Annotated in this window: 20 protein-coding genes; 19 read left to right on the top strand and 1 reads right to left on the bottom strand. The window is 36.9% G+C overall.

The features are described 5' to 3' along the window. Positions 1–29: 29 nt before the first annotated feature. From IGJ55_RS08410 to IGJ55_RS08330, 17 genes are all read left to right on the top strand, one after another. Entirely contained in the window at positions 30–872 is an 843-nt protein-coding gene (locus IGJ55_RS08410; RefSeq protein WP_069641409.1) for a DegV family protein, read from the top strand. Positions 873–1,030: 158 nt separating this feature from the next. Then, positions 1,031–1,927: an SGNH/GDSL hydrolase family protein gene (locus IGJ55_RS08405; RefSeq protein WP_069641408.1), complete on the top strand. Its 897-nt coding sequence runs from the start codon at positions 1,031–1,033 to the stop codon at positions 1,925–1,927. Positions 1,928–1,932: 5 nt separating this feature from the next. Then, positions 1,933–2,637 (top strand): YpmS family protein, encoded by a 705-nt coding sequence (locus tag IGJ55_RS08400; protein WP_207120332.1) that lies wholly within the window; start codon positions 1,933–1,935, stop codon positions 2,635–2,637. After that, on the top strand, positions 2,634–3,143 hold the full coding sequence (gene msrA / locus IGJ55_RS08395) for a peptide-methionine (S)-S-oxide reductase MsrA (protein WP_083244427.1): 510 nt from the start codon (positions 2,634–2,636) through the stop codon (positions 3,141–3,143). Before IGJ55_RS08400 ends, msrA begins: the two co-directional genes overlap by 4 nt. A gap of 4 nt (positions 3,144–3,147) precedes the next feature. Next, the gene (locus IGJ55_RS08390; protein ID WP_069641406.1) at positions 3,148–3,366 is read left to right on the top strand and encodes a YozE family protein; all 219 of its coding nucleotides are present in this window, start codon (positions 3,148–3,150) and stop codon (positions 3,364–3,366) included. 93 nt (positions 3,367–3,459) lie between these two features. Then, complete coding sequence (locus tag IGJ55_RS08385) at positions 3,460–4,899, top strand: S41 family peptidase (protein WP_430608089.1); 1,440 nt, start codon at positions 3,460–3,462, stop codon at positions 4,897–4,899. 189 nt (positions 4,900–5,088) lie between these two features. Further along, positions 5,089–5,601, top strand: coding sequence for a signal peptidase I (lepB, locus tag IGJ55_RS08380; RefSeq protein WP_239574139.1), 513 nt, complete (start codon positions 5,089–5,091; stop codon positions 5,599–5,601). An 8-nt stretch (positions 5,602–5,609) separates the two neighbouring features. Continuing rightward, entirely contained in the window at positions 5,610–6,473 is an 864-nt protein-coding gene (gene ylqF, locus IGJ55_RS08375; RefSeq protein ID WP_069641403.1) for a ribosome biogenesis GTPase YlqF, read from the top strand. Further along, entirely contained in the window at positions 6,463–7,230 is a 768-nt protein-coding gene (locus tag IGJ55_RS08370; RefSeq protein WP_429949793.1) for a ribonuclease HII, read from the top strand. The genes ylqF and IGJ55_RS08370 overlap by 11 nt, the downstream gene beginning before the upstream one ends. Positions 7,231–7,296: 66 nt before the next feature. Beyond that, a complete protein-coding gene (dprA, locus tag IGJ55_RS08365; protein ID WP_429949794.1) occupies positions 7,297–8,178 on the top strand; it encodes a DNA-processing protein DprA in 882 nt (293 codons plus the stop codon). Between the two features lie 120 nt (positions 8,179–8,298). Further along, positions 8,299–10,377 (top strand): type I DNA topoisomerase, encoded by a 2,079-nt coding sequence (gene topA / locus IGJ55_RS08360; protein WP_069641400.1) that lies wholly within the window; start codon positions 8,299–8,301, stop codon positions 10,375–10,377. Positions 10,378–10,432: 55 nt separating this feature from the next. After that, a complete protein-coding gene (gene trmFO, locus IGJ55_RS08355; protein ID WP_429949795.1) occupies positions 10,433–11,758 on the top strand; it encodes an FADH(2)-oxidizing methylenetetrahydrofolate--tRNA-(uracil(54)-C(5))-methyltransferase TrmFO in 1,326 nt (441 codons plus the stop codon). A 224-nt stretch (positions 11,759–11,982) separates the two neighbouring features. Next, positions 11,983–12,882: a tyrosine recombinase XerC gene (xerC, locus tag IGJ55_RS08350; protein WP_430608087.1), complete on the top strand. Its 900-nt coding sequence runs from the start codon at positions 11,983–11,985 to the stop codon at positions 12,880–12,882. 117 nt (positions 12,883–12,999) lie between these two features. Next, positions 13,000–13,548, top strand: coding sequence for an ATP-dependent protease subunit HslV (hslV, locus tag IGJ55_RS08345; RefSeq protein WP_429949798.1), 549 nt, complete (start codon positions 13,000–13,002; stop codon positions 13,546–13,548). Between the two features lie 16 nt (positions 13,549–13,564). Beyond that, positions 13,565–14,968 (top strand): ATP-dependent protease ATPase subunit HslU, encoded by a 1,404-nt coding sequence (gene hslU / locus IGJ55_RS08340; RefSeq protein ID WP_429949800.1) that lies wholly within the window; start codon positions 13,565–13,567, stop codon positions 14,966–14,968. A gap of 161 nt (positions 14,969–15,129) precedes the next feature. Next, entirely contained in the window at positions 15,130–15,921 is a 792-nt protein-coding gene (gene codY / locus IGJ55_RS08335; RefSeq protein WP_069641395.1) for a GTP-sensing pleiotropic transcriptional regulator CodY, read from the top strand. Between the two features lie 12 nt (positions 15,922–15,933). Further along, positions 15,934–16,809 (top strand): aldose 1-epimerase family protein, encoded by an 876-nt coding sequence (locus tag IGJ55_RS08330; RefSeq protein ID WP_429949802.1) that lies wholly within the window; start codon positions 15,934–15,936, stop codon positions 16,807–16,809. Positions 16,810–16,843: 34 nt separating this feature from the next. Here IGJ55_RS08330 and plsY read toward each other — a convergent pair whose 3' ends face one another. Next, positions 16,844–17,503 carry a glycerol-3-phosphate 1-O-acyltransferase PlsY gene (gene plsY / locus IGJ55_RS08325; protein ID WP_069641393.1) on the bottom strand — a complete coding sequence of 220 codons (660 nt, stop codon included), beginning with the start codon at positions 17,501–17,503 and terminating at the stop codon, positions 16,844–16,846. 116 nt (positions 17,504–17,619) lie between these two features. On the opposite strand from plsY, the gene IGJ55_RS08320 reads away from it, so the two are divergent. Both IGJ55_RS08320 and parE read left to right on the top strand, forming a co-directional pair. Continuing rightward, the gene (locus IGJ55_RS08320) at positions 17,620–18,045 is read left to right on the top strand and encodes a CoA-binding protein (protein ID WP_069641392.1); all 426 of its coding nucleotides are present in this window, start codon (positions 17,620–17,622) and stop codon (positions 18,043–18,045) included. 122 nt (positions 18,046–18,167) lie between these two features. After that, positions 18,168–20,246 (top strand): DNA topoisomerase IV subunit B, encoded by a 2,079-nt coding sequence (parE, locus tag IGJ55_RS08315; protein WP_069641391.1) that lies wholly within the window; start codon positions 18,168–18,170, stop codon positions 20,244–20,246. The last annotated feature ends 2 nt before the right edge of the window (positions 20,247–20,248 follow it).

Here is a 20,248-nt window from a genome sequence, read left to right as displayed (position 1 = left end):
GTTGTTTTTAAAGAAAGAGTGATAAAATTATGACAAATGTTAAAATTGTGACGGATTCTTCTTGCACAATGCTGAAAAGTGTACGCGATGATTTAGATATTCAAATGATGCCTTTATCTGTGATGATCGATGGTGTAGTATATGCTGACGATGATCATTTAGAAGGCGAACATTTTATGGAACTGATGAGCACAGCCAAAGCTTTACCTAAAACCAGTCAACCCCCAATCGGTGAATTTGTAGAGCTCTATGATCGTTTGGGAGCTGACGGTAGTGAAGTCGTTTCAATCCACATGACTAAAGGTTTAAGTGGTACAGTAGAAGCCGCAAGACAAGCAGGAAACCTTAGTTCAGCTAATGTTACTGTAATTGACAGTGATTTTACGGACCAAGGATTATCCTTTCAAGTTATCCAAGCAGCTAAATTAGCGAAAAATGGTGCAAGTGTTCCAGAAATTTTAGCTGAGATCAATCATGTCAAAGAAAATACAAAACTATTCATTGGGATCTCCACATTAGATAATCTAGTTAAAGGTGGCAGAATCAGCCGAACAACGGGGCTTTTATCTAGCATTTTCAATATGAAAGTAGTCATGGATTTTGATCATACAGAATTGATACCCGTTGCTAAAGGCCGTGGCTTGAAAACATTCAACAAATGGTTTGAGGAGTTGAAAAACGAATTGAGCAATTTGCCTAATGTACGACAAATCGGGATTTCTCATGCAGATGGTTTAGAGTTAGCCAACGGATTTAAGGAAGGTCTACAAGCTTTATTTCCAGAGATGGATATCCCGGTATTACACACGAATCCAGTAATTGCCACTCATACAGGCAAAAGTGCTTTTGCTATCATGTACTACACAGACTGAGTTTTGAGCAGATCAAACTGATCTGCTTTTTTTAATAAGATTTTACTGTACAAATAGACTCAAAATAGAGATAATTTAATTAGAATAAAAAAATCCAAGGCCTGTTTTTTCTCTGAGGGATCAAACGCTTCGTGATTTACAACAGAGGAAGGGATACAATGAAACTATTTTTACAAAAAAATTGGTCAGGTTATGCACTTTTTTTTATCACAATCATTGGTGTATTCTTGCTATTGTTAGTGGCAGTTCCTAAAGCTAAGCCAATCTTAGGTACAGGAACTGCGCAGACCGTAAAAAATGACAAAAAAGAAGTAATTCATTATGCAGCTATTGGTGATTCGTTGACTGAAGGCATCGGTGATTTAACAAATTCTGGAGGATTTGTTCCATTAGTTGCCAAAGACTTACAAGAAAAGTATCATTTGAATGGGGTACAAACGGATAATTTCGGTAAAAACGGCGATCGCAGCGATCAAATTCTTAAAAGAATCAAAAAAAACTCTGAAATTCAAGAAGGTTTAGCCTCAGCCGATATTATAACATTGACTGTAGGCGGAAATGATTTAATGAAGGTAATCAAGGGCGATGTTTTCCGCCTGACAAAGGATTCGTTTAAAAAACCTTTGAAAAACTATCAAAAAGAAGTAGAAAAGTTACTTACAGAAATTCGTAAATATAATGCGGATGCACCGATCTATGTTCTAGGTATCTACAATCCTTTTTATCTTTATTTTCCTGATATTACTGAAATGCAGGAGATAGTGGACAATTGGAATGAGGGAACAGAGGAAATAGTTAATGCAGATTCGAATGCCTATTTTATTCCAATCAATGATTTGCTTTATAAAGGTGCTGGTGATGAAGTGGGGATCGTTAGTAGCGAAGATACCGCTGCAGCTACTACATCAAGTGGCGAACATGATATCAAAAATAATGCTTTATATGAAGAAGACCATTTCCACCCTAATAACTTAGGCTACCAAATCATGGCTAGTACTGTTCGTGAAGAGATAGTAAAAACACAAGATAAATGGCTCGAAAAAGGAAGTGAGTGACGTCAATGACAACTGAACCAGAAGAAAAAAAAGAAGGTCAAAAAATAAACAAACGCAGAAAAAAAACACCTGAAGTGAAAAATAAGGTCAACCGTTGGAAAGTAGCTTTCATCGTTTTAGTCGGTTTTATTATTGGAAGTATTACATTTGTTTTTGTAAGGATTACGCAAGTTCGTGAGCCAAATTATAAACCAGTTCCGGAACTAGTAGAAAAAGACGGAACACCTGTTGTCGCGATTCAATCAAAGAAAAAACAGATCAATGCATTGATTGATTTTTATCTTGCTGATTTTCAAAAAGGATCAGATATCACTTATAAATTCTATTTGGAAAATGAAGCGATGCTGAATGGTACATTTGAAGTTTTAGGCCATCCCATTCAATTTTATCTTTACTTTGATCCTTACGTCATGGATAACGGCAATGTGCAGCTAAAAGCGAAAAGCCTATCGATTGGAACTTTAGGGCTGCCCATGAAAGAGATTCTAAAATTCGTTCAAAGAGATTATAAGCTACCTAGTTGGGTTGAAGTAAATCCGGATGATAGTACTATTTTATTGCGTTTGGATCAATTCAGAATGCAAAATGGTCTATTCATAAGAGCAGAAAAAATCAACCTAGTAGACGATGATATTCGTATGAACATTTATTTACCAAAAGATAGCAATGCTGCAACGAACAAGAGTGACACTGAGGAGGAATCAAATTGAGCGAAAAAGCAATATTTGCAGGTGGTTGTTTTTGGTGTATGATCCAGCCCTTTGATACACAACCTGGCATTCACGCAATAACTTCTGGTTACACAGGTGGCCATGTTGTCGCTCCTACGTATGAACAAGTCTTAAGTCACACTACAGGCCATACAGAAGCGGTTGAAATCGAGTTCGACCCAACAGTAATGCCCTATGAAAAATTAGTCGAGATTTATTGGCAGCAGACTGATCCAACGGATGCATTAGGTCAGTTTGAGGATCGCGGTGATAACTATCGTCCTGTTATTTTTTACTCGAACGATCAGCAGAAAAAAATTGCTGAAAAGAGTCGCCAAAAATTACAAGAAAGCGGCCGATTCAGTGAACCTATTGTCACAACCATTGAACCTGCAACTGTTTTTTATCCAGCAGAAGAGTATCACCAAGCTTTTTATCAAAAAGATCCTGAACGTTATGAAGACGCACATGCAAACCGAGCAAATTTTATAAAAGAGAATTGGTGAAACTATGAGAAGAAGCTTTTATCATTATTTAATGACGTTAAGAGCCCCTAGAAAAACCGAAGAGAGTCAATTCGCAAATGATGCAGCAAAAGATATTCAATTTCCTAAGCAATCTGAGGATTATCATGAATTATCGAGCTATTTAGAAATGAATGCAGATTATTTGACAAACATGCATATTTTTGACGAAATTTGGGAAAAATATCTAGAAAACAATAAATAAAAAGAAGGAAAGGAGAAGAAAGCTTTTCCTTCTTTTTTTTTCGTGGTAAACTGGAAAATACGCAATGATAATTTTATAGAAAGAGATGACCTTATGAAAAATAAACAACAAGTCCCTTTTCGCCAATACCTTATTTCGATCATTTGTGTCGCCTTTTTAGCTGGCGGCAGCTGCTACATTTATTTTGACTACCAATATAAAAAACAGCTTGCGGATAGTCCTACTCAAAATGAGGACTTAAAAAAGATCGATGCTCTATATAATGAAATCATCAATAATTATGTAGGAAAAGTCGATGAAAAAAAATTGGTCGATGGAGCGTTAAAAGGCATGACCGAAGCGCTGGATGATCCTTATTCTAGTTATTTAAACGAACCAGAAGCGGACGAATTAGATCAAAGTCTTGCTGGCAGTTTCGAAGGAATCGGAGCTACCATGACGATGACAGATGATCTTCCCACCGTAGCACAAGCACCGATTGAAGGTTCACCAGCAGCTAAGGCAGGTATGAAAACCAACGATACAATTTTGAAAGTCGATGATGAAGAAACGCAAGGAAAAACCCTTACTCAAGTCGTCAGTAAAATTCGAGGGAAAAAAGGAACTGAGGTCCGCTTGACAATTGCCCGCGGGGAAGAAACATTTGAATTAAAACTAATTCGTGACACAATTCCGATCGAAACGGTCAAAGGAGAGCTAGACAAAACAGATCCCTCAGTTGGATCAATCAAAATTACCTCTTTTGGTGAAAATACGTTTAAAGAACTTCAAAAAACGATCAAAACATTAAGAAAAGATGGGGCAACTTCATTTGTAATCGATTTACGCCAAAATCCCGGCGGACTACTAGATCAAGTTGAGCAAATGGCTAGTATGTTCCTTAAAGATGGCAAACCAATCATCCAATTTGAAGATAAAAATGGCAATACCAGTGAAGAAGTTGCCTCTACTCAATTAGATAATGGCTTCAAAGTCACGGAACCAACGGTCGTCTTAGTTGATGAAGGAAGTGCCAGTGCTTCGGAAATTTTCGCAGCAGCATTAAAGGAATCTGGAGACAAAACAATTATTGGTACGAAAACATTTGGTAAAGGAACGGTTCAAACCGTTAAAAATCTTAATGGTAAAAGTGAAATCAAATTAACTGTTTTAAAATGGCTAACTCCAAACGGTGAATGGATCCATGAAAAAGGCTTAGAACCAACGATTAAAGTCGACTATCCTGACTATGCATACCTGTCTCCAATTTCTAGAGATAAGACTTTAAAACAAGGAGATTCTTCTCCTGTTGTCAAAAATGTCAATGCCTTATTAAAGGCACTCGATTATGAGGTCGATGGTCAAAGCAGTGAATTTTCTGAACAAACGAAATTAGCAGTCGAGTCCGTCCAAAAAAATAGTGAACTGCCAATTACAGGTGAGATAGACAATGAAACAGCAACTCTAATCGAAATAGCAATTGGCCAGAAAATCAAAGATAACGATGCTTTTTATGAAGCTGGTATAAAAGAACTAAAAAAAGAAAACAAATAGATTCGTAAAATTGATATAGCAAAAGTTACACGTGTATGACAATTTTAAATTTTTCACAGACAGATTCAATTTTTCCTTTAAATTAGTCGCTTTTTCTATCGTGTTTCCTTTATAATAGAATCAGTGAAAGAAAGGGAGAGAAAAAGAGTGGAAAAACGAAATTTTTATATAGGTTGCTTTATTTCTTTCATGAAATTACTCGTTCCTTCCTTAGTCTTTTTATTTATATTAAGAGGTTTTATTTTGATTCCTGTTCAAGTTGATGGTAATTCAATGGAAAAAACGCTTAGTCAAGGTGACATGATCGTGATGGAAAAGTTCTCAGCAATCAAGCGTTTTGATGTCGTGGTATTTAAGTTGCCAACAGGAGCTATTTATATCAAACGAGTCATTGGAATGCCTGGAGAGGCTGTGCGCTACGAAGATGATCAGCTCTATATAAATGAAAAGCCAATCGAAGAAGCTTTTTTAGAAAAAAATATAAAAAAGGACCACGAGCTGGCTCCTTATACAACGAATTTTGATTTAAGCAACCTTATTACAGAAGATGTTTTACCACAAGATAGTTATTTTGTATTGGGCGACAATCGACGAATGTCAAAAGACAGCCGCTCTTTTGGCGCTGTTGAAAGTAAGTATATCTTAGGCAAGGCACAATTCGTTTACTATCCAATACCACATATGAAATTTATACCAAGATAGGTGATAGAATGACAATACAATGGTTTCCAGGGCACATGGCGAAAGCCCGAAGAGAAGTATCTGAAAAAATAAAATACGTTGATATCGTTTTTGAGTTGATTGATGCTAGATTACCTCTTTCTTCTAGAAATCCAATGATGGATCAAATCGTACAGCAAAAACCACGTTTGATCTTGTTAAACAAAGGTGATTTAGCTGACAAAGAACAAAATCAGAAGTGGCAGCACTATTTTCAAGAAAAAGGCTACCATACTTTAGTAATCAACGCTCAACAAAATAAAGGTGTCAATAAAATCATACCCGAAGCGAAAAAAGCCCTAAAAGAAAAACTCGATCGAGAACGTTCAAAAGGCTTGAAGCCGCGTGCAATCCGTGCAATGTGCATTGGAATTCCTAATGTAGGAAAGTCCACATTGATGAATCGTTTAGTTGGTAAAAAAATTGCCCAAACTGGCAACAAACCCGGAGTGACAAAAGGACAGCAATGGCTTCGATCTGGAACGGATTTAGAATTACTTGATACTCCAGGAATCTTATGGCCTAAATTTGAAGATCAAGAAATCGGTAAAAAGTTGGCTTTAACTGGTGCGATTAAAGATCAATTGCTTCACTTAGATGATTTGGCTATTTACGGATTAACTTTTTTTTCACGTTTTTATCCACAGCGTTTAGTTGAACGCTATCAGTTATCAAAAGAGGATACCTTTTTACCCGGAGCTGAACTTTTGATGTTGATCAGTCAAAAACGAGGATTTCGTGATGATTACGATCGTGCGAGTGAAATGATCATCCAAGAGATCCGCAGCAGCAAATTGGGACCCTATACATTAGATCGTTGGGAAGAATTAGGAGCTACAAAAGATGAAAACTGAATCAATTCAACAAATCAAAGCTCTACTGGCCACTATTGATAAAAGAGATGATGTACGGATATCGTTATGGCAAGCTGATGAACGTAGTGGGGTTCAACAAGCTCTTGCTCAATGGGATCGAAGGCTACAACGACACGAAAAAGAAGTAGCATTATTTGAAGAAATGCAGCTGTTTGAAAAAAGAGCACGTGCAACCGGCCATCGATTAATTGTAGGTATAGATGAGGTAGGACGCGGTCCTTTGGCGGGACCGGTTGTTGCTGCAGCAGTGATCTTACCGGAAAATTTTCAATTACTTGGCGTAAATGATTCTAAAAAGTTATCTGCTAAAAAAAGAGCGAAACTTTATGATGAAATCCAAAACCAAGCTATTTCAATTGGAATTGGTATGGTAGATCACACTAAAATCGATGAAATCAATATTTATCAAGCCTCAAAACTAGCTATGGGTATTGCATTGGAAGACCTTTGCTTCATTCCCGATTATTTATTGATCGATGCGATGAAATTAGATGTCGACATCCCACAAGAAAGTATTATTAAAGGTGATGCGCGTTCCATATCGATTGCAGCAGCAAGTATCGTTGCTAAAGTCATTCGTGATCGATTAATGGAAGACTATGCTAAAAAGTATCCAGGCTATGGCTTTGAAAATAATGCTGGTTATGGAACCAAAGAACACTTATTAGGACTAGAGCAACACGGAATATGTACGATCCATAGAAAAACCTTTGCTCCTATCAAAGATATGTATTAAAAAATGAAAAACCCCTTTTTTTGCGGATACTTACTATAACAAGTATTTGCGAAAGAAGGTTTTTTTATGGATGTAAGACAACGAACCCTACTATTTAAATTGACAGTTTGTAACGGTATTGGCAACTTAGGTATACTAAAAGTTTTGGATTTTTCAATGAAGTACAACGACTGTACTGATTTAACGAAAGAAGAAATTATTCAGATTGCTGGTATCACAACCTACCAAAAATTATTTTCTGATTCATGGGATTACTGGACAACCAATCCTGATAAGTTGAAAAAATATCAATCTCAACACAGGTTTATTACGATTTTGGATCCCAATTACCCCTATCACTTAAAGCAAATTTATAATTGCCCAGTAGTATTATTTTATAAAGGAGATATCAAGCTATTAAAAAAAAATTGTTTATCCTTTATCGGAGCAAGAGCGGCTTCTATTTATGGAATAAATGTTGTTCGAAAACTACTTCCAGAGATAATCTGTAATGAGTTGACAATTGTAAGCGGGTTAGCTAAAGGAATCGATAGTGTCAGCCATCAAGTCACAATGCAAAATGGTGGCAATACGATCGGAGTCATCGGAACTGGTCTAGATATTTGCTATCCAAAAGAAACTGCACATATTCAACGAAAAATGATGGAAGAGCAGCTAGTCATTAGTGAATATCCTAACGGGGCAGGACCTAGAAAATATCACTTCCCGATGCGAAATAGAATTATCGCTGGTATGAGTTTGGGTACCTGTGTAATTGAAGCACGTAAAAAAAGCGGGTCTTTAATCACCGCACAGGCAGCTTTAGAGTATGGACGAGAAGTATTTGCAGTCCCTGGCAATCTATTTGATACACAATCTGACGGCTGCCATCGCCTTATTCAAGAAGGAGCAAAATGTACTATTTGTCCTCAAGATATATTAGAAGAAATTCAACTTTTTTCGATTTAACTGCATCTATCCTTGACAAACCTGTAACGAATAGATATGATGAAGTACGATTTGTGAGTTCTCTACATTTTGATATATATAATAGAAGAAACACAAAAACCGAAAGGAGCCACACGTTGAATGGCGTATAAATATCTTGTTATTGTGGAATCACCAGCTAAAGCAAAAACGATTGAAAAATACTTAGGGAAAAACTATAAGGTTGTTGCCAGTGTTGGGCATATTCGCGATTTACCAAAAAGTAAAATGGGTGTAGATACTGAAAATAATTATGAGCCACACTATATCTCTATTCGTGGTAAGGGCGACGTTATTAAAAGTTTAAAAACGGCTGCTAAAAAAGCCGAAAAAGTCTATCTCGCAGCCGATCCAGACCGAGAAGGAGAGGCTATTGCTTGGCATTTGTCTTTCCTTCTCGGCTTGGATTTAAATGATAAAAATCGAGTTGTTTTTAATGAAATTACAAAAGAAGCAGTGAAATCTGCATTTAAAGAACCACGTACGATTAATTTAGATTTAGTAGATGCACAGCAAGCACGTCGTATTCTAGATCGTTTAGTAGGTTATTCACTAAGTCCAATTCTTTGGCGCAAAGTGAAAAAAGGCTTAAGTGCTGGTCGAGTACAGTCTGTAGCACTTAAAATTATCATTGATCGTGAAAATGATATTCGCAAATTTATTCCAGAAGAATATTGGAGCATTGATGGTAATTTTCAAAAAGCAAAGAAAAAATTTAAGGCTAATTTCTGGGGGCTGGATGGTAAAAAGAAAAAATTACCGAATGCTGAAGCAGTAAAAGAAGTAACTACTCGAATCAATGGCAAAGAATACGATGTGACAAAAGTTGAAAAGAAAGAGCGGAAACGTAATCCTGCGTTACCTTTTACAACCAGTAGTTTACAACAAGAAGCAGCCAGAAAATTAAATTTCAGAACACGAAAAACCATGATGGTTGCACAACAACTGTATGAAGGTATTGCTTTAGGCAAGCAAGGAACTGTAGGTTTAATTACCTATATGCGTACAGATTCCACTAGAATTGCAGATTCAGCGAAAGCAGAAGTAGCCGAATACATTGAAAAAAATTATGGCTCTGAATTTTCAGCACACGGCGGACGGAAAGTGAAAAATGCTCAGGGCGCTCAAGATGCCCATGAAGCCATTCGTCCTTCTAGTGTTTTACGTGCACCAAATGAAATCAAACAATACTTGGACAAAGATCAATTAAAACTCTATACGTTGATTTGGTCACGTTTAGTTGCTAGTCAAATGACACCTGCTGTTTTGGATACAATGAAAGTGACATTGGAACAAAATGGTGTGATTTTTATTGCAAATGGTGCCAAAGTGAAATTTAAAGGATTTATGCAGGTTTATGTTGAAGGCCGCGATGATGGTAAAGAAGACAAGGAAAATATTTTACCTGATCTAGTTGAAGGCGATAAAGTCAACGCTCTTGATATTGAACCAAAACAACATTTCACTCAGCCGCCAGCAAGATTTAGTGAAGCTACATTAATTCGTTCGTTAGAAGAAAATGGTGTCGGTCGTCCATCAACTTATGCGCCGACTTTAGAAACGATTCAAAGACGTTATTATGTTAAACTAACGAATAAACGATTTGAACCTACTGAATTAGGTGAAATCGTCAATTCATTGATCGTTGAATTCTTCCCACAAATTGTAGATGTTCATTTTACTGCTTCAATGGAAGGTGATTTGGACAAAATTGGTATTGGACAAGAAAAATGGGTTGAAGTAGTCGATCGTTTTTATCGTCCTTTCGAAAAAGAATTGACGAACGCAGAAGAAAAAATCGAAAAAATCCAAATCAAAGATGAACCTGCTGGTTTTGATTGTGATCTATGTGGCCATCCGATGGTCATCAAGTTAGGACGTTACGGCAAATTTTATGCATGTAGCAATTTCCCAGAGTGTCGCAATACTAAAGCAATCGTCAAAGAGATTGGTGTTACTTGTCCCGTATGTAAGGAAGGTCAAGTCATTGAACGTAAATCAAAGAAAAATCGCTTATTCTACGGCTGTAGTCGCTATCCAGACTGTGATTTCACCTCTTGGGATAAACCAATCGGGCGTCCGTGTCCCAAATGTGGGCAATATCTTGTTGAGAAGAAAGTCAAAGGTGGAAAACAAGTCGTCTGTATCAACGGTGATTATGAAGAAAACGTTCAAAAATAATAAAATTAAAACCAGCGGACAAACCCGTTGGTTTTTTAAAGAAATGAGGAAATAGATGATTACTCCTGTAACAGTTATCGGTGCTGGCTTAGCCGGCAGTGAAGCCGCTTGGCAAGTTGCCCAAGCGGGTGTGCCAGTCACACTTTATGAAATGAGACCAGTAAAAAATACGCCTGCACATCAAACAGAAAATTTTGCTGAATTAGTTTGTTCAAACTCTCTACGAGGAAATAATTTAACGAACGCGGTTGGCGTTTTAAAAGAAGAAATGCGACGTTTAAATTCGATCATCATTAATAGTGCAGACAAAACAGCTGTTCCTGCTGGAGGGGCATTAGCTGTTGATCGTGATGATTTTTCACAAGAAATCACTGAGAAGATAAAAAATCATCCACTAATTACTGTAAAAAATGAAGAAATCACAACAATCCCTGAAGGAATCGTAATCATCGCAACAGGTCCACTAACCTCAGAAGCGTTAGCTGAACAAATCAAGGAGTTCAACGGCTCGGATGGTTTCTATTTTTATGATGCAGCGGCACCGATCGTTGACAAAGCAACGATCGATATGGATAAAGTATACTTAAAATCTCGTTACAATAAAGGAGAGGCGGCTTACTTAAACTGTCCAATGACCGAATCAGAATTTAAAGCATTTTACGAAGCCTTGATTTCAGCTGAAGTTGCACCACTCAAGTCTTTTGAAAAAGAGAAATTCTTTGAAGGATGTATGCCTATTGAAGTAATGGCCAAACGTGGAATCAAAACAATGCTATTTGGTCCCTTAAAACCAGTTGGCTTGGAAGACCCTAAGACAGGTAAACGTCCCTATGCTGTGATTCAATTACGTCAAGATAACGCAGCAGCTTCTCTATACAATCTTGTAGGATTTCAAACTCATCTAAAATGGGGAGAACAAAAGCGTGTTTTCCAAATGATTCCAGGTTTAGAAAACGCTGAGTTTGTTCGTTTTGGTGTAATGCATCGAAATAGTTTTATGAACTCACCAGAATTACTAAAACCGACATATCAATCTCAAAAAAGAGAGAATTTATTTTTTGCTGGACAAATGACAGGTGTTGAAGGGTATGTAGAAAGTGCAGCTAGTGGTTTATTGGCCGGCATGAATGCTGCTCGTTTAGCAAAGGGAGAAGAAACGATCATTTTTCCAAGAGAAACAACTTTAGGTAGCATGGCTTATTATATTACCCATGCTGAGGGAAAACATTTCCAACCTATGAATGCTAACTTTGGACTATTCCCTGAAATGCCTGAAAGAATTCGGGATAAAAAAGAACGCTATGAAGCCATTGCAAATAGAGCATTAACGGCATTAGCACGTGTCATTGAAGAACAAAATATTATAGATCAAACAACTTAATCAAAAGACCGAAGTAAGCACAACTGTTTACTTCGGTCTTTTGATTAAGTAACAAATAAGAGGATAAAAAAATTAAATTACACCTATAATTTATGAGGATTTAAAGGCAAATATGAATAAATTGTTACCAAATTTGAAAATATTGATTAAATTCTGACAATTCATTTGTCTTTTCAAAAAGGTTATGCTAAAGTTACGTTGTAATTTATTGGAGGATGCCTACTATGCAAGAAAAAAACTGGCCTGAACTATTTTTAAGTTACTTGATCGTTGAACGAGGCTATTCTGAAAAAACCAAAATTGCTTACGAAGAAGATATCCTCAATTTCTTTGATTTTCTAAAAGATTCAGGTGAAGCAGACTATTTAAACGTCGATCATTTAGATATTCGGACGTACCTCAGTTTTCTTTATGACAAAGAATATAGTCGAAATTCTATTAGTAGAAAAATTGCCAGTCTACGATCTTTCTATCAATTTTTACTAAAAAACGAAGTAATGAAAGAAAATCCTTTTTCCTATGTACATATGAAGAAAAAGCAATTACGACTTCCACGTTTTTTCTATGAAAAGGAAATTGATGCCTTATTTGAAAGTGCGAAAGGAACAAAACCTTTAGAGCTAAGAAATCAAGCACTTCTAGAAATTCTTTATGGAACGGGGATACGTGTTAGTGAATGTAAGAATTTGACCTTACAGGCAATTGATTTTTCTGCTAATGTATTACTGATTCACGGGAAAGGTAATAAAGATCGGTATGTTCCTTTTGGCTCTTTTGCACAAGATGCGCTTAAAGAGTATTTGGAAAATGGTCGAGCAGTTTTGATGAAGAAGTACCAACAAGAACATGCTTTTGTTTTTGTGAATCATCATGGTGAGCAAATCACACCAACTGGAATCGAATATGTCTTGAATCAACTTATAAAAAAAAGTTCATTGACCAGCGATATCCATCCGCATATGTTACGCCATACATTTGCGACTCACTTATTGAATCATGGTGCTGATATGCGAACTGTTCAAGAATTATTAGGTCATTCAGATTTATCGACCACACAAATTTACGCTCATGTAACAAAAGAAAGTTTACAAAAAAATTATCGAACGTTTCATCCTCGTGCATAAAAAATGATCAGCGACCCAAGCTATCTGAAAACGAGTTTGTTTTATTTTTTTAAATTATCTAGCGAAACAAATCTTTCACAATCGATTTGTTTCGCTTTGAAATCAGGAGGAATGGTAATGGTAGAATCACAATTTCATTCAACAACGATTTGCGCTGTTGAAAAAAATGGGAAATTTGCGATGGCTGGTGACGGACAAGTAACGATGGGAGAATCTGTTGTTATGAAAGGCACAGCTAAAAAAGTTCGTAGAATCTATAACGATGAAGTAGTTGTCGGCTTTGCGGGTAGTGTAGCAGATGCATTTACACTCGAAGAAAAGTTCGAAGGAAAACTAAATGAATATAACGGAAACTTAACTCGGGCGGCAGTTGAATTAGCTCAAGAGTGGCGTACTCAGCAATCTATGCAAAAATTAGAAGCAATGCTGATCGTAATGAATGATAAAGAAATGCTTTTAGTATCAGGCACGGGTGAAGTGATCACGCCTGACGATGGCATCTTAGCGATTGGCTCAGGTGGTAATTTTGCACTATCTGCGGCACGAGCAATGAAACGTTATGGTGACAAAGAAATGTCAGCCAAAGATATCGCAAAAAATGCATTGAACATCGCAGCTGATATTTGTGTCTTTACCAATCACAATATCATTGTAGAAGAATTATAAATGGGGGACAACAACCATGAACGAACTAAATAAAACACCAAGAGAAATCGTTAAAGAATTAGATGACTACATTATTGGACAAGAAACAGCGAAAAAATCTGTTGCGGTAGCCTTGAGAAATAGATACCGTCGTCTACAACTCGACGAAAAAATGCAGCAAGATGTAACGCCTAAAAATATGTTGATGATCGGACCTACTGGTGTAGGGAAGACAGAAATTGCTAGACGACTAGCTAAAATCGTCAATGCTCCTTTTATCAAAGTAGAAGCAACGAAATTTACCGAAGTTGGTTATGTGGGTCGCGATGTCGAATCGATGGTCCGTGATCTTGTAGAACAAGCCATTCAAATCGTTGAGAAACAACAATATAGCCGTGTTTATTCACAAGCTTTGAAAAAAGCGAACAATCGCTTGGTAAAAGTGTTAGTACCTGGTATCAAAAAAGAGCACAAACAAGCATCAAACAATCAATTTGAACAAATGATGCAAATGTTCAATAGTGCACAACAACCGCAAGAAGCACAAGAAGAGATAACGGAAGAAATCAAAGTAAACCGCAAAACGATTCTTGAGCAGTTAGAAAAAGGCTTATTAAATAATCGCGAAGTTACAATTGAAATAGAAGAACCAAAAAAGACAATGCCTGCAATGAATAACGGGATGGAACAGATGGGTATTGACTTAAACGAAACGTTAGGTGCGTTATCTCCCAAGAAAAAAGTAGAGCGAACAGTAACCGTTAAAGAAGCACAAGAATTATTAGTAAAAGAAGAGTCGGCAAAAATCGTCAAAGATGCGGATATCCATAGCGAAGCTATTCGTTTAGCAGAAAGTAGTGGGATCATTTTTATCGATGAGTTTGATAAAATCACATCAAAAAGTCAGCAAAATTCCGGTGAAGTTTCTCGCGAAGGTGTTCAACGTGATATTTTGCCGATTGTAGAAGGGTCACAGGTCAATACAAAATATGGACCAATCCAAACAGATCATATTTTGTTCATTGCATCAGGTGCGTTCCATTTATCTAAACCTAGTGATTTGATTCCAGAATTACAAGGTCGTTTCCCAATCCGTGTGGAATTAGATGATTTGACAGCTGAAGATTTTATACGGATTTTAACTGAGCCAAATAACGCATTGATCAAACAATATATTGCATTGATCGGAACTGAAAATGTCACAGTAATCTTTACTAAAGAAGCCATCGAGCGAATTGCCAATATTGCTTTCAATGTCAATCGCGACACAGACAATATCGGTGCTCGTCGTTTGCATACAATTTTAGAACGTTTATTGGAAGACTTATTGTTTGAAGCACCAGATATGCAAATGGGTGAAATAACAATCACAGAAGCATACGTAAATGAAAAATTAAACAGTATTGTTCAAAACGAGGATTTAAGCCGCTACATTTTGTAGGATGATCTGACAGTTCTTTCAGTGGTTGCTTTGAAATAGGCCGAGAAACACAACGAAGAAATGAGTGGATGTTAATTGGTAAGAGGGGAAGCAAGGTGTCATGGTATTACCATGTGTTATCTAGCTACACGAGCTACGCTTTTAAATTAGGAGGAGTAAAAATGGCTACTTTATTAGAAAAAACGCGTCAAATCAATAAGCTTTTACAACAGAAAAATACATTTGATCAAAAAGCAGAGTTACCCTACGACAAGATGGCAGTCATTTTAGGGGATGTCTTAGACAGTAATGCCTACATCATCAGTAACGAAGGAGTTCTGCTAGGGTATAACGAAAAATTAGATGTAAATAATGCACGTGTTAAACACATGTTTGAAGAAAAACGTTTTCCCCAAAGCTATACAGATGCAGCTGACAATTTAACTAAAACAGAAGCGAATATTTCAATCACCAGCGACTTAACTGCTTTTCCAGTTGAGTTACGTGAAAAATATCCCTTTGGCTTAACTACGATCGTACCAATGTTTGGTGCAGGTGAACGGTTAGGCACGATTATTTTGGCAAGAGTAGAACAATCCTTTGACGATGAAGATTTAGTTTTAGCTGAATATAGCGCAACAGTTGTTGGAATGCAAATCCTTTATCAACAATCTAGAAACATCGAAGCCAATGTTCGCAGCGCAACTGCTGTTCAAATGGCGATCAATACATTATCTTACAGCGAATTAAAAGCTGTTCAAGCAATCTTTAAAGCCTTGGACGGAGAAGAAGGTCGCTTGACTGCGTCAAGTATTGCTGATGAAATAGGGATTACTCGTTCAGTTATCGTTAATGCCTTAAGAAAATTAGAATCAGCGGGTATCATAGAATCAAGATCTCTTGGAATGAAGGGAACTTATTTGAAAGTCTTAAATAAACAATTTATCAAAGAATTGGAAAAAGATAACAAATAGGAGGCAGCAAATATGACTGTACAAATTGAAAATGAATTTCTGATTGCAACAATCGCAGAAGATGGTGCTGAATTAGTCAGCTTGAAATCAAAGAAAAATAATATTGAATACATCTGGCAAGGAGACCCAGCTTTTTGGGGACGTCATGCACCTGTCTTATTTCCAGTCGTTGGCCGTCTTAAAAATGATCAATATACTTATGAGAATCAAACGTATCCCATGGGACAGCATGGATTTGCTAGAGATGCTCTTTTTGAAGTAATCGAGCATGGAACAGAACTAGTCTCGTTATCTTTAAAAAGTAATAAAGAAACGAAGAAAGTTTATCCTTTTGATTTTGAGTTGATTCTTTCTTATGCTTTAGAAGAAGAGAGCCTAGTGGTTGGTTACCAAGTTGAAAATACAGGATCTAATGATATGTACTTCTCAATCGGTGGACATCCGGCATTCAATGTTCCACTAGAACAAGGATTAACATTCGATGATTATTATTTAAGCTTTTCACCTAAAAAATCTCGTACTCAGATCCCACTAGTTGGACCGTTTGCCGATTTTGAACACAAAACGTTGGGTCAAACAAATACAAGCCTTGATATTCGAAGAGAATTGTTTAAAGAGGATGCCATTATCTTCGAAACCAAAGGGGCCAATGCGATCACTATTGAAACTGATGAAAGCTCCCACAGTATTAGCTTAAGCTATACTGACATGCCTTATGTAGGTATTTGGTCTCCTTACCAAAAAGATGCACCCTTTGTGTGTATTGAACCTTGGTGTGGTATTGCAGACGAAGTAAATGCAACAGGAAATATTGTGAATAAAAAAGGGATCAATAAATTAGCTGCATCAGAGGTATTCAAAACCCATTACACACTTACAGCTAAATAAAAATAAAAAAACTAGAACGTGAGATGTCGAAACCTCACATTCTAGTTTTTTTATTTTTTGTTTCTTTTTCAGGCTTAGAGCCTAGTCCAAAAGGTACACGACTTTCTGTGCCATCTTTGATCCGTTTTATATTATCCTTATGGCGAATAAAAATAAAAATGGTCAAAGCTAAAGCAATCGTGGTCAATAACCAATCAAATTTAGGCAATATCGCTGGAATAGCAAAGGGTAAAACGACTGTTGACAAAGTGATCAATACTGCGCTGATCATGCTAGTTAAGCTAACCATACTAGTAATGTATAACATAATAATAAAAATTAAGGCAGAATAAACAAAAAATGCTGGATTGTAAGCTAAGATCATCCCTGCACTCGTAGCAACCGCTTTTCCTCCTTTGAAATGTGCAAAAACTGGAAATGTGTGACCTAAAACAGCTGCAACACCAAATACCAACGGATTGACATTTAAAGAAAATAGAAAGGGTAAACTAGTGGCTAATGTGCCTTTTAAGATATCCATAAACAAAACTGCAATACCAGCTTTTTTTCCCAATACTCTAAATGTATTTGTCGTTCCTGTATTGCCACTACCAAATTGACGAAGATCTTTTTTAAAAAATAGTTTTCCGACCCAAACACCGGAAGGGATAGAACCGAGTAGATAAGCTATAATCAATAACACAAAGAATTTCATTGAGCAACCTCTTTCTGTTCAAACTAGCATTTATTTTATCACGAATAGAAACAGCTAACAATAATTAAATATTCGTTGTATAATGAAAGTAAGAGAAATTAGAAAGGATGATCAAAATGCCAATAGAAAACCCATCACAAAAACAAATTTTTAATTACTTAAAACAAGCCAAACGAATCGCAGTCGTTGGACTAAGTGCCAAAGAAGACCGCACAAGTTATAAAATTGCTAGATTACTACAAGAATATGGCTATGAAATCATTCCTGTAAATCCGATTTTAGCTGGGCAAGAAGTCCTTGGCGAAAAAGTCTATGAAAAATTACAAGATGTACCAGGTCAAATTGACATTGTCGATATTTTCCGTCGAAGTGAATTTTTACCTGAAGTAGCACATGATTTCATAGAAACTGATGCAAAAGTCTTTTGGGCCCAATTAGGTTTGGAAAGTGAAGAAGCTTCGGAAATATTGAAAAATGCAGGAAGAAATGCTATTATAATGAATCGTTGCATAAAAATTGAATTAGCCGAAATGCCTAAATAGATGTAAATAATCTTAAGAAAGAGTGGCCGTTTAGGAAAGCTCTTTTTTTTTGAGAGCTTTTAGAGTATTATTGTAATGATGTGGCCTTTGGCCCTATAATTCAAGTATAAGGAGTTTTTTCTTTGGCGAAAAAAGTAAACAATGAATACAATGACGCCTCCATCCAGGTTTTAGAAGGATTGGAAGCTGTAAGAAAAAGACCAGGAATGTATATCGGCTCCACAGACAGCCGTGGATTACATCATTTAGTCTATGAGATCGTTGATAACGCAGTTGATGAAGCATTATCCGGTTATGGAAATGAAATCAGTGTCACGATCCAAAAAGACAATAGTATCAAAATCACTGACTCTGGCCGCGGAATGCCAGTTGGAATGCACGCATCTGGAATCCCAACCGTAGAAGTGATCTTTACCGTTTTACATGCAGGAGGAAAATTCGGCCAAGGCGGTTATAAAACTTCTGGCGGACTGCATGGTGTAGGTGCCAGCGTAGTAAATGCGTTATCTAGTTGGTTAGAAGTGCGCATCGTCCGTGACGGTGTTGAATACATGGAACGTTTTGAAAATGGCGGAAAACCCGTTGGAACTTTAAAAAAAGTAGGAAAAACGAATAAAAAAAATGGGACTTCTGTAATTTTTCTTCCTGATGATACTATTTTTTCTACTATCCATTTTTCATACGATACATTAGCAGAGCGATTAAGAGAATCTGCATTTCTATTAAAAGGTGTCAAAATTTCTCTAACAGATCTTAGAGGAGAAGAACCAAAAGAGGAAGTCTTCCATTATGATGAGGGAATCAAAGAATTTGTTGCCTACCTTAATGAAGAAAAAGATACATTAACACCTGTTGTTTATTTTTCAGGGGAAAAAGATGGCATCGAAGTTGAGCTTTCTTATCAATATAATGATGGCTATTCAGAAAATGTCCTTTCATTTGTCAATAATGTCCGCACAAAAGATGGTGGTACTCATGAAGTAGGGATGAAGTCTTCAATGACAAAAGCTTACAATGAGTATGCAAGAAAAGTCGGTTTGCTAAAAGAAAAAGATAAAAATTTAGAGGGTAGTGACTTCCGCGAAGGATTAGCTGCTGTATTATCGATTCGCGTTCCGGAAAACTTATTACAATTTGAAGGTCAAACCAAAGAAAAACTTGGGACGCCAATGGCGCGTAATGCAGTGGATAATGTCGTTGGAGAGCAAATGGGCTTTTATCTGCAAGAAAACAGCGAAATGAGTCAACAATTGATCCGTAAGGCGATCAAGGCTCGTGAAGCGCGTGAAGCAGCACGCAAAGCCCGTGAAGAAAGTCGAAATGGCAAAAAACGGAAAAAAGGCGAATCTCTTTTATCTGGAAAACTAACACCGGCTCAATCACGAAATCCTAAAAGAAATGAATTATATTTAGTCGAAGGAGACTCTGCCGGTGGTTCAGCTAAACAAGGACGCGACAGAAAATTCCAAGCGATTTTACCTTTACGAGGAAAAGTGCTAAATACTGAAAAAGCCAAAATGCAAGATATTTTAAAAAACGAAGAAATCAACACAATGATCTACACAATCGGTGCGGGTGTTGGTCCAGAATTTTCAATTGAAGACTGTAATTATGACAAAGTCATCATCATGACCGATGCGGATACCGATGGAGCACATATCCAAGTCTTACTGTTAACCTTTTTCTATCGCTATATGAAACCACTGATTGAAGCTGGCAAAATCTATATTGCGTTACCGCCACTTTATAAAGTATCAAAAGGAGTTGGCAAAAAAGCAGTAACAGAATATGCTTGGACAGATGAAGAATTATCTAACGTGACGGAACAAGTCGGTAAAGGCTATATGCTTCAACGCTACAAAGGTCTAGGGGAAATGAACGCTGATCAGCTGTGGGAGACTACAATGGACCCTGAGACACGTACGTTGATCCGAGTTAGAATAGATGATGCTGCACAAGCAGAACGCCGTGTAACGACACTCATGGGCGATAAAGTAGAACCAAGAAGAAAATGGATCGAACGCCATGTACAATTCACACTAGAAGAAGATGGTAGTATCTTAGATCGAAAAGATGGTGAGACGGAGATTTCTCCATCCATTTCAAATGAAGTATTAGATGAAGAAAAAAAAGAAGAAACTGAACGTAAAAATGCAGAGACAGACGCAGCAGCAGAAATCAGTTTATTCGACTTAGAGTAGGG

It is taken from the genome of Enterococcus sp. AZ170 (genome assembly GCF_050545135.1).
Classification (GTDB): Bacteria; Bacillota; Bacilli; order Lactobacillales; family Enterococcaceae; genus Enterococcus_L; species Enterococcus_L ureilyticus.
Note: the sequence above shows the minus strand (reverse complement) of the source record. Positions and strands in the feature narration are given on the sequence as shown.

What these genes read in the sequence shown, in the direction of transcription:
- IGJ55_RS08405 (WP_069641408.1), top strand. Translation starts at nt 1,031, where the DNA reads ATGAAACTATTTTTACAAAAAAATTGGTCAGGTTATGCACTTTTTTTT.
- IGJ55_RS08320 (WP_069641392.1), top strand. Translation starts at nt 17,620, where the DNA reads ATGCCAATAGAAAACCCATCACAAAAACAAATTTTTAATTACTTAAAA.
- lepB (WP_239574139.1), top strand. Translation starts at nt 5,089, where the DNA reads ATGAAATTACTCGTTCCTTCCTTAGTCTTTTTATTTATATTAAGAGGT.
- IGJ55_RS08370 (WP_429949793.1), top strand. Translation starts at nt 6,463, where the DNA reads ATGAAAACTGAATCAATTCAACAAATCAAAGCTCTACTGGCCACTATT.
- trmFO (WP_429949795.1), top strand. Translation starts at nt 10,433, where the DNA reads ATGATTACTCCTGTAACAGTTATCGGTGCTGGCTTAGCCGGCAGTGAA.
- topA (WP_069641400.1), top strand. Translation starts at nt 8,299, where the DNA reads ATGGCGTATAAATATCTTGTTATTGTGGAATCACCAGCTAAAGCAAAA.
- IGJ55_RS08330 (WP_429949802.1), top strand. Translation starts at nt 15,934, where the DNA reads ATGACTGTACAAATTGAAAATGAATTTCTGATTGCAACAATCGCAGAA.
- codY (WP_069641395.1), top strand. Translation starts at nt 15,130, where the DNA reads ATGGCTACTTTATTAGAAAAAACGCGTCAAATCAATAAGCTTTTACAA.
- ylqF (WP_069641403.1), top strand. Translation starts at nt 5,610, where the DNA reads ATGACAATACAATGGTTTCCAGGGCACATGGCGAAAGCCCGAAGAGAA.
- hslU (WP_429949800.1), top strand. Translation starts at nt 13,565, where the DNA reads ATGAACGAACTAAATAAAACACCAAGAGAAATCGTTAAAGAATTAGAT.
- dprA (WP_429949794.1), top strand. Translation starts at nt 7,297, where the DNA reads ATGGATGTAAGACAACGAACCCTACTATTTAAATTGACAGTTTGTAAC.
- hslV (WP_429949798.1), top strand. Translation starts at nt 13,000, where the DNA reads ATGGTAGAATCACAATTTCATTCAACAACGATTTGCGCTGTTGAAAAA.
- IGJ55_RS08390 (WP_069641406.1), top strand. Translation starts at nt 3,148, where the DNA reads ATGAGAAGAAGCTTTTATCATTATTTAATGACGTTAAGAGCCCCTAGA.
- plsY (WP_069641393.1), bottom strand. Translation starts at nt 17,503, where the DNA reads ATGAAATTCTTTGTGTTATTGATTATAGCTTATCTACTCGGTTCTATC.
- IGJ55_RS08410 (WP_069641409.1), top strand. Translation starts at nt 30, where the DNA reads ATGACAAATGTTAAAATTGTGACGGATTCTTCTTGCACAATGCTGAAA.
- IGJ55_RS08400 (WP_207120332.1), top strand. Translation starts at nt 1,933, where the DNA reads ATGACAACTGAACCAGAAGAAAAAAAAGAAGGTCAAAAAATAAACAAA.
- xerC (WP_430608087.1), top strand. Translation starts at nt 11,983, where the DNA reads ATGCAAGAAAAAAACTGGCCTGAACTATTTTTAAGTTACTTGATCGTT.
- IGJ55_RS08385 (WP_430608089.1), top strand. Translation starts at nt 3,460, where the DNA reads ATGAAAAATAAACAACAAGTCCCTTTTCGCCAATACCTTATTTCGATC.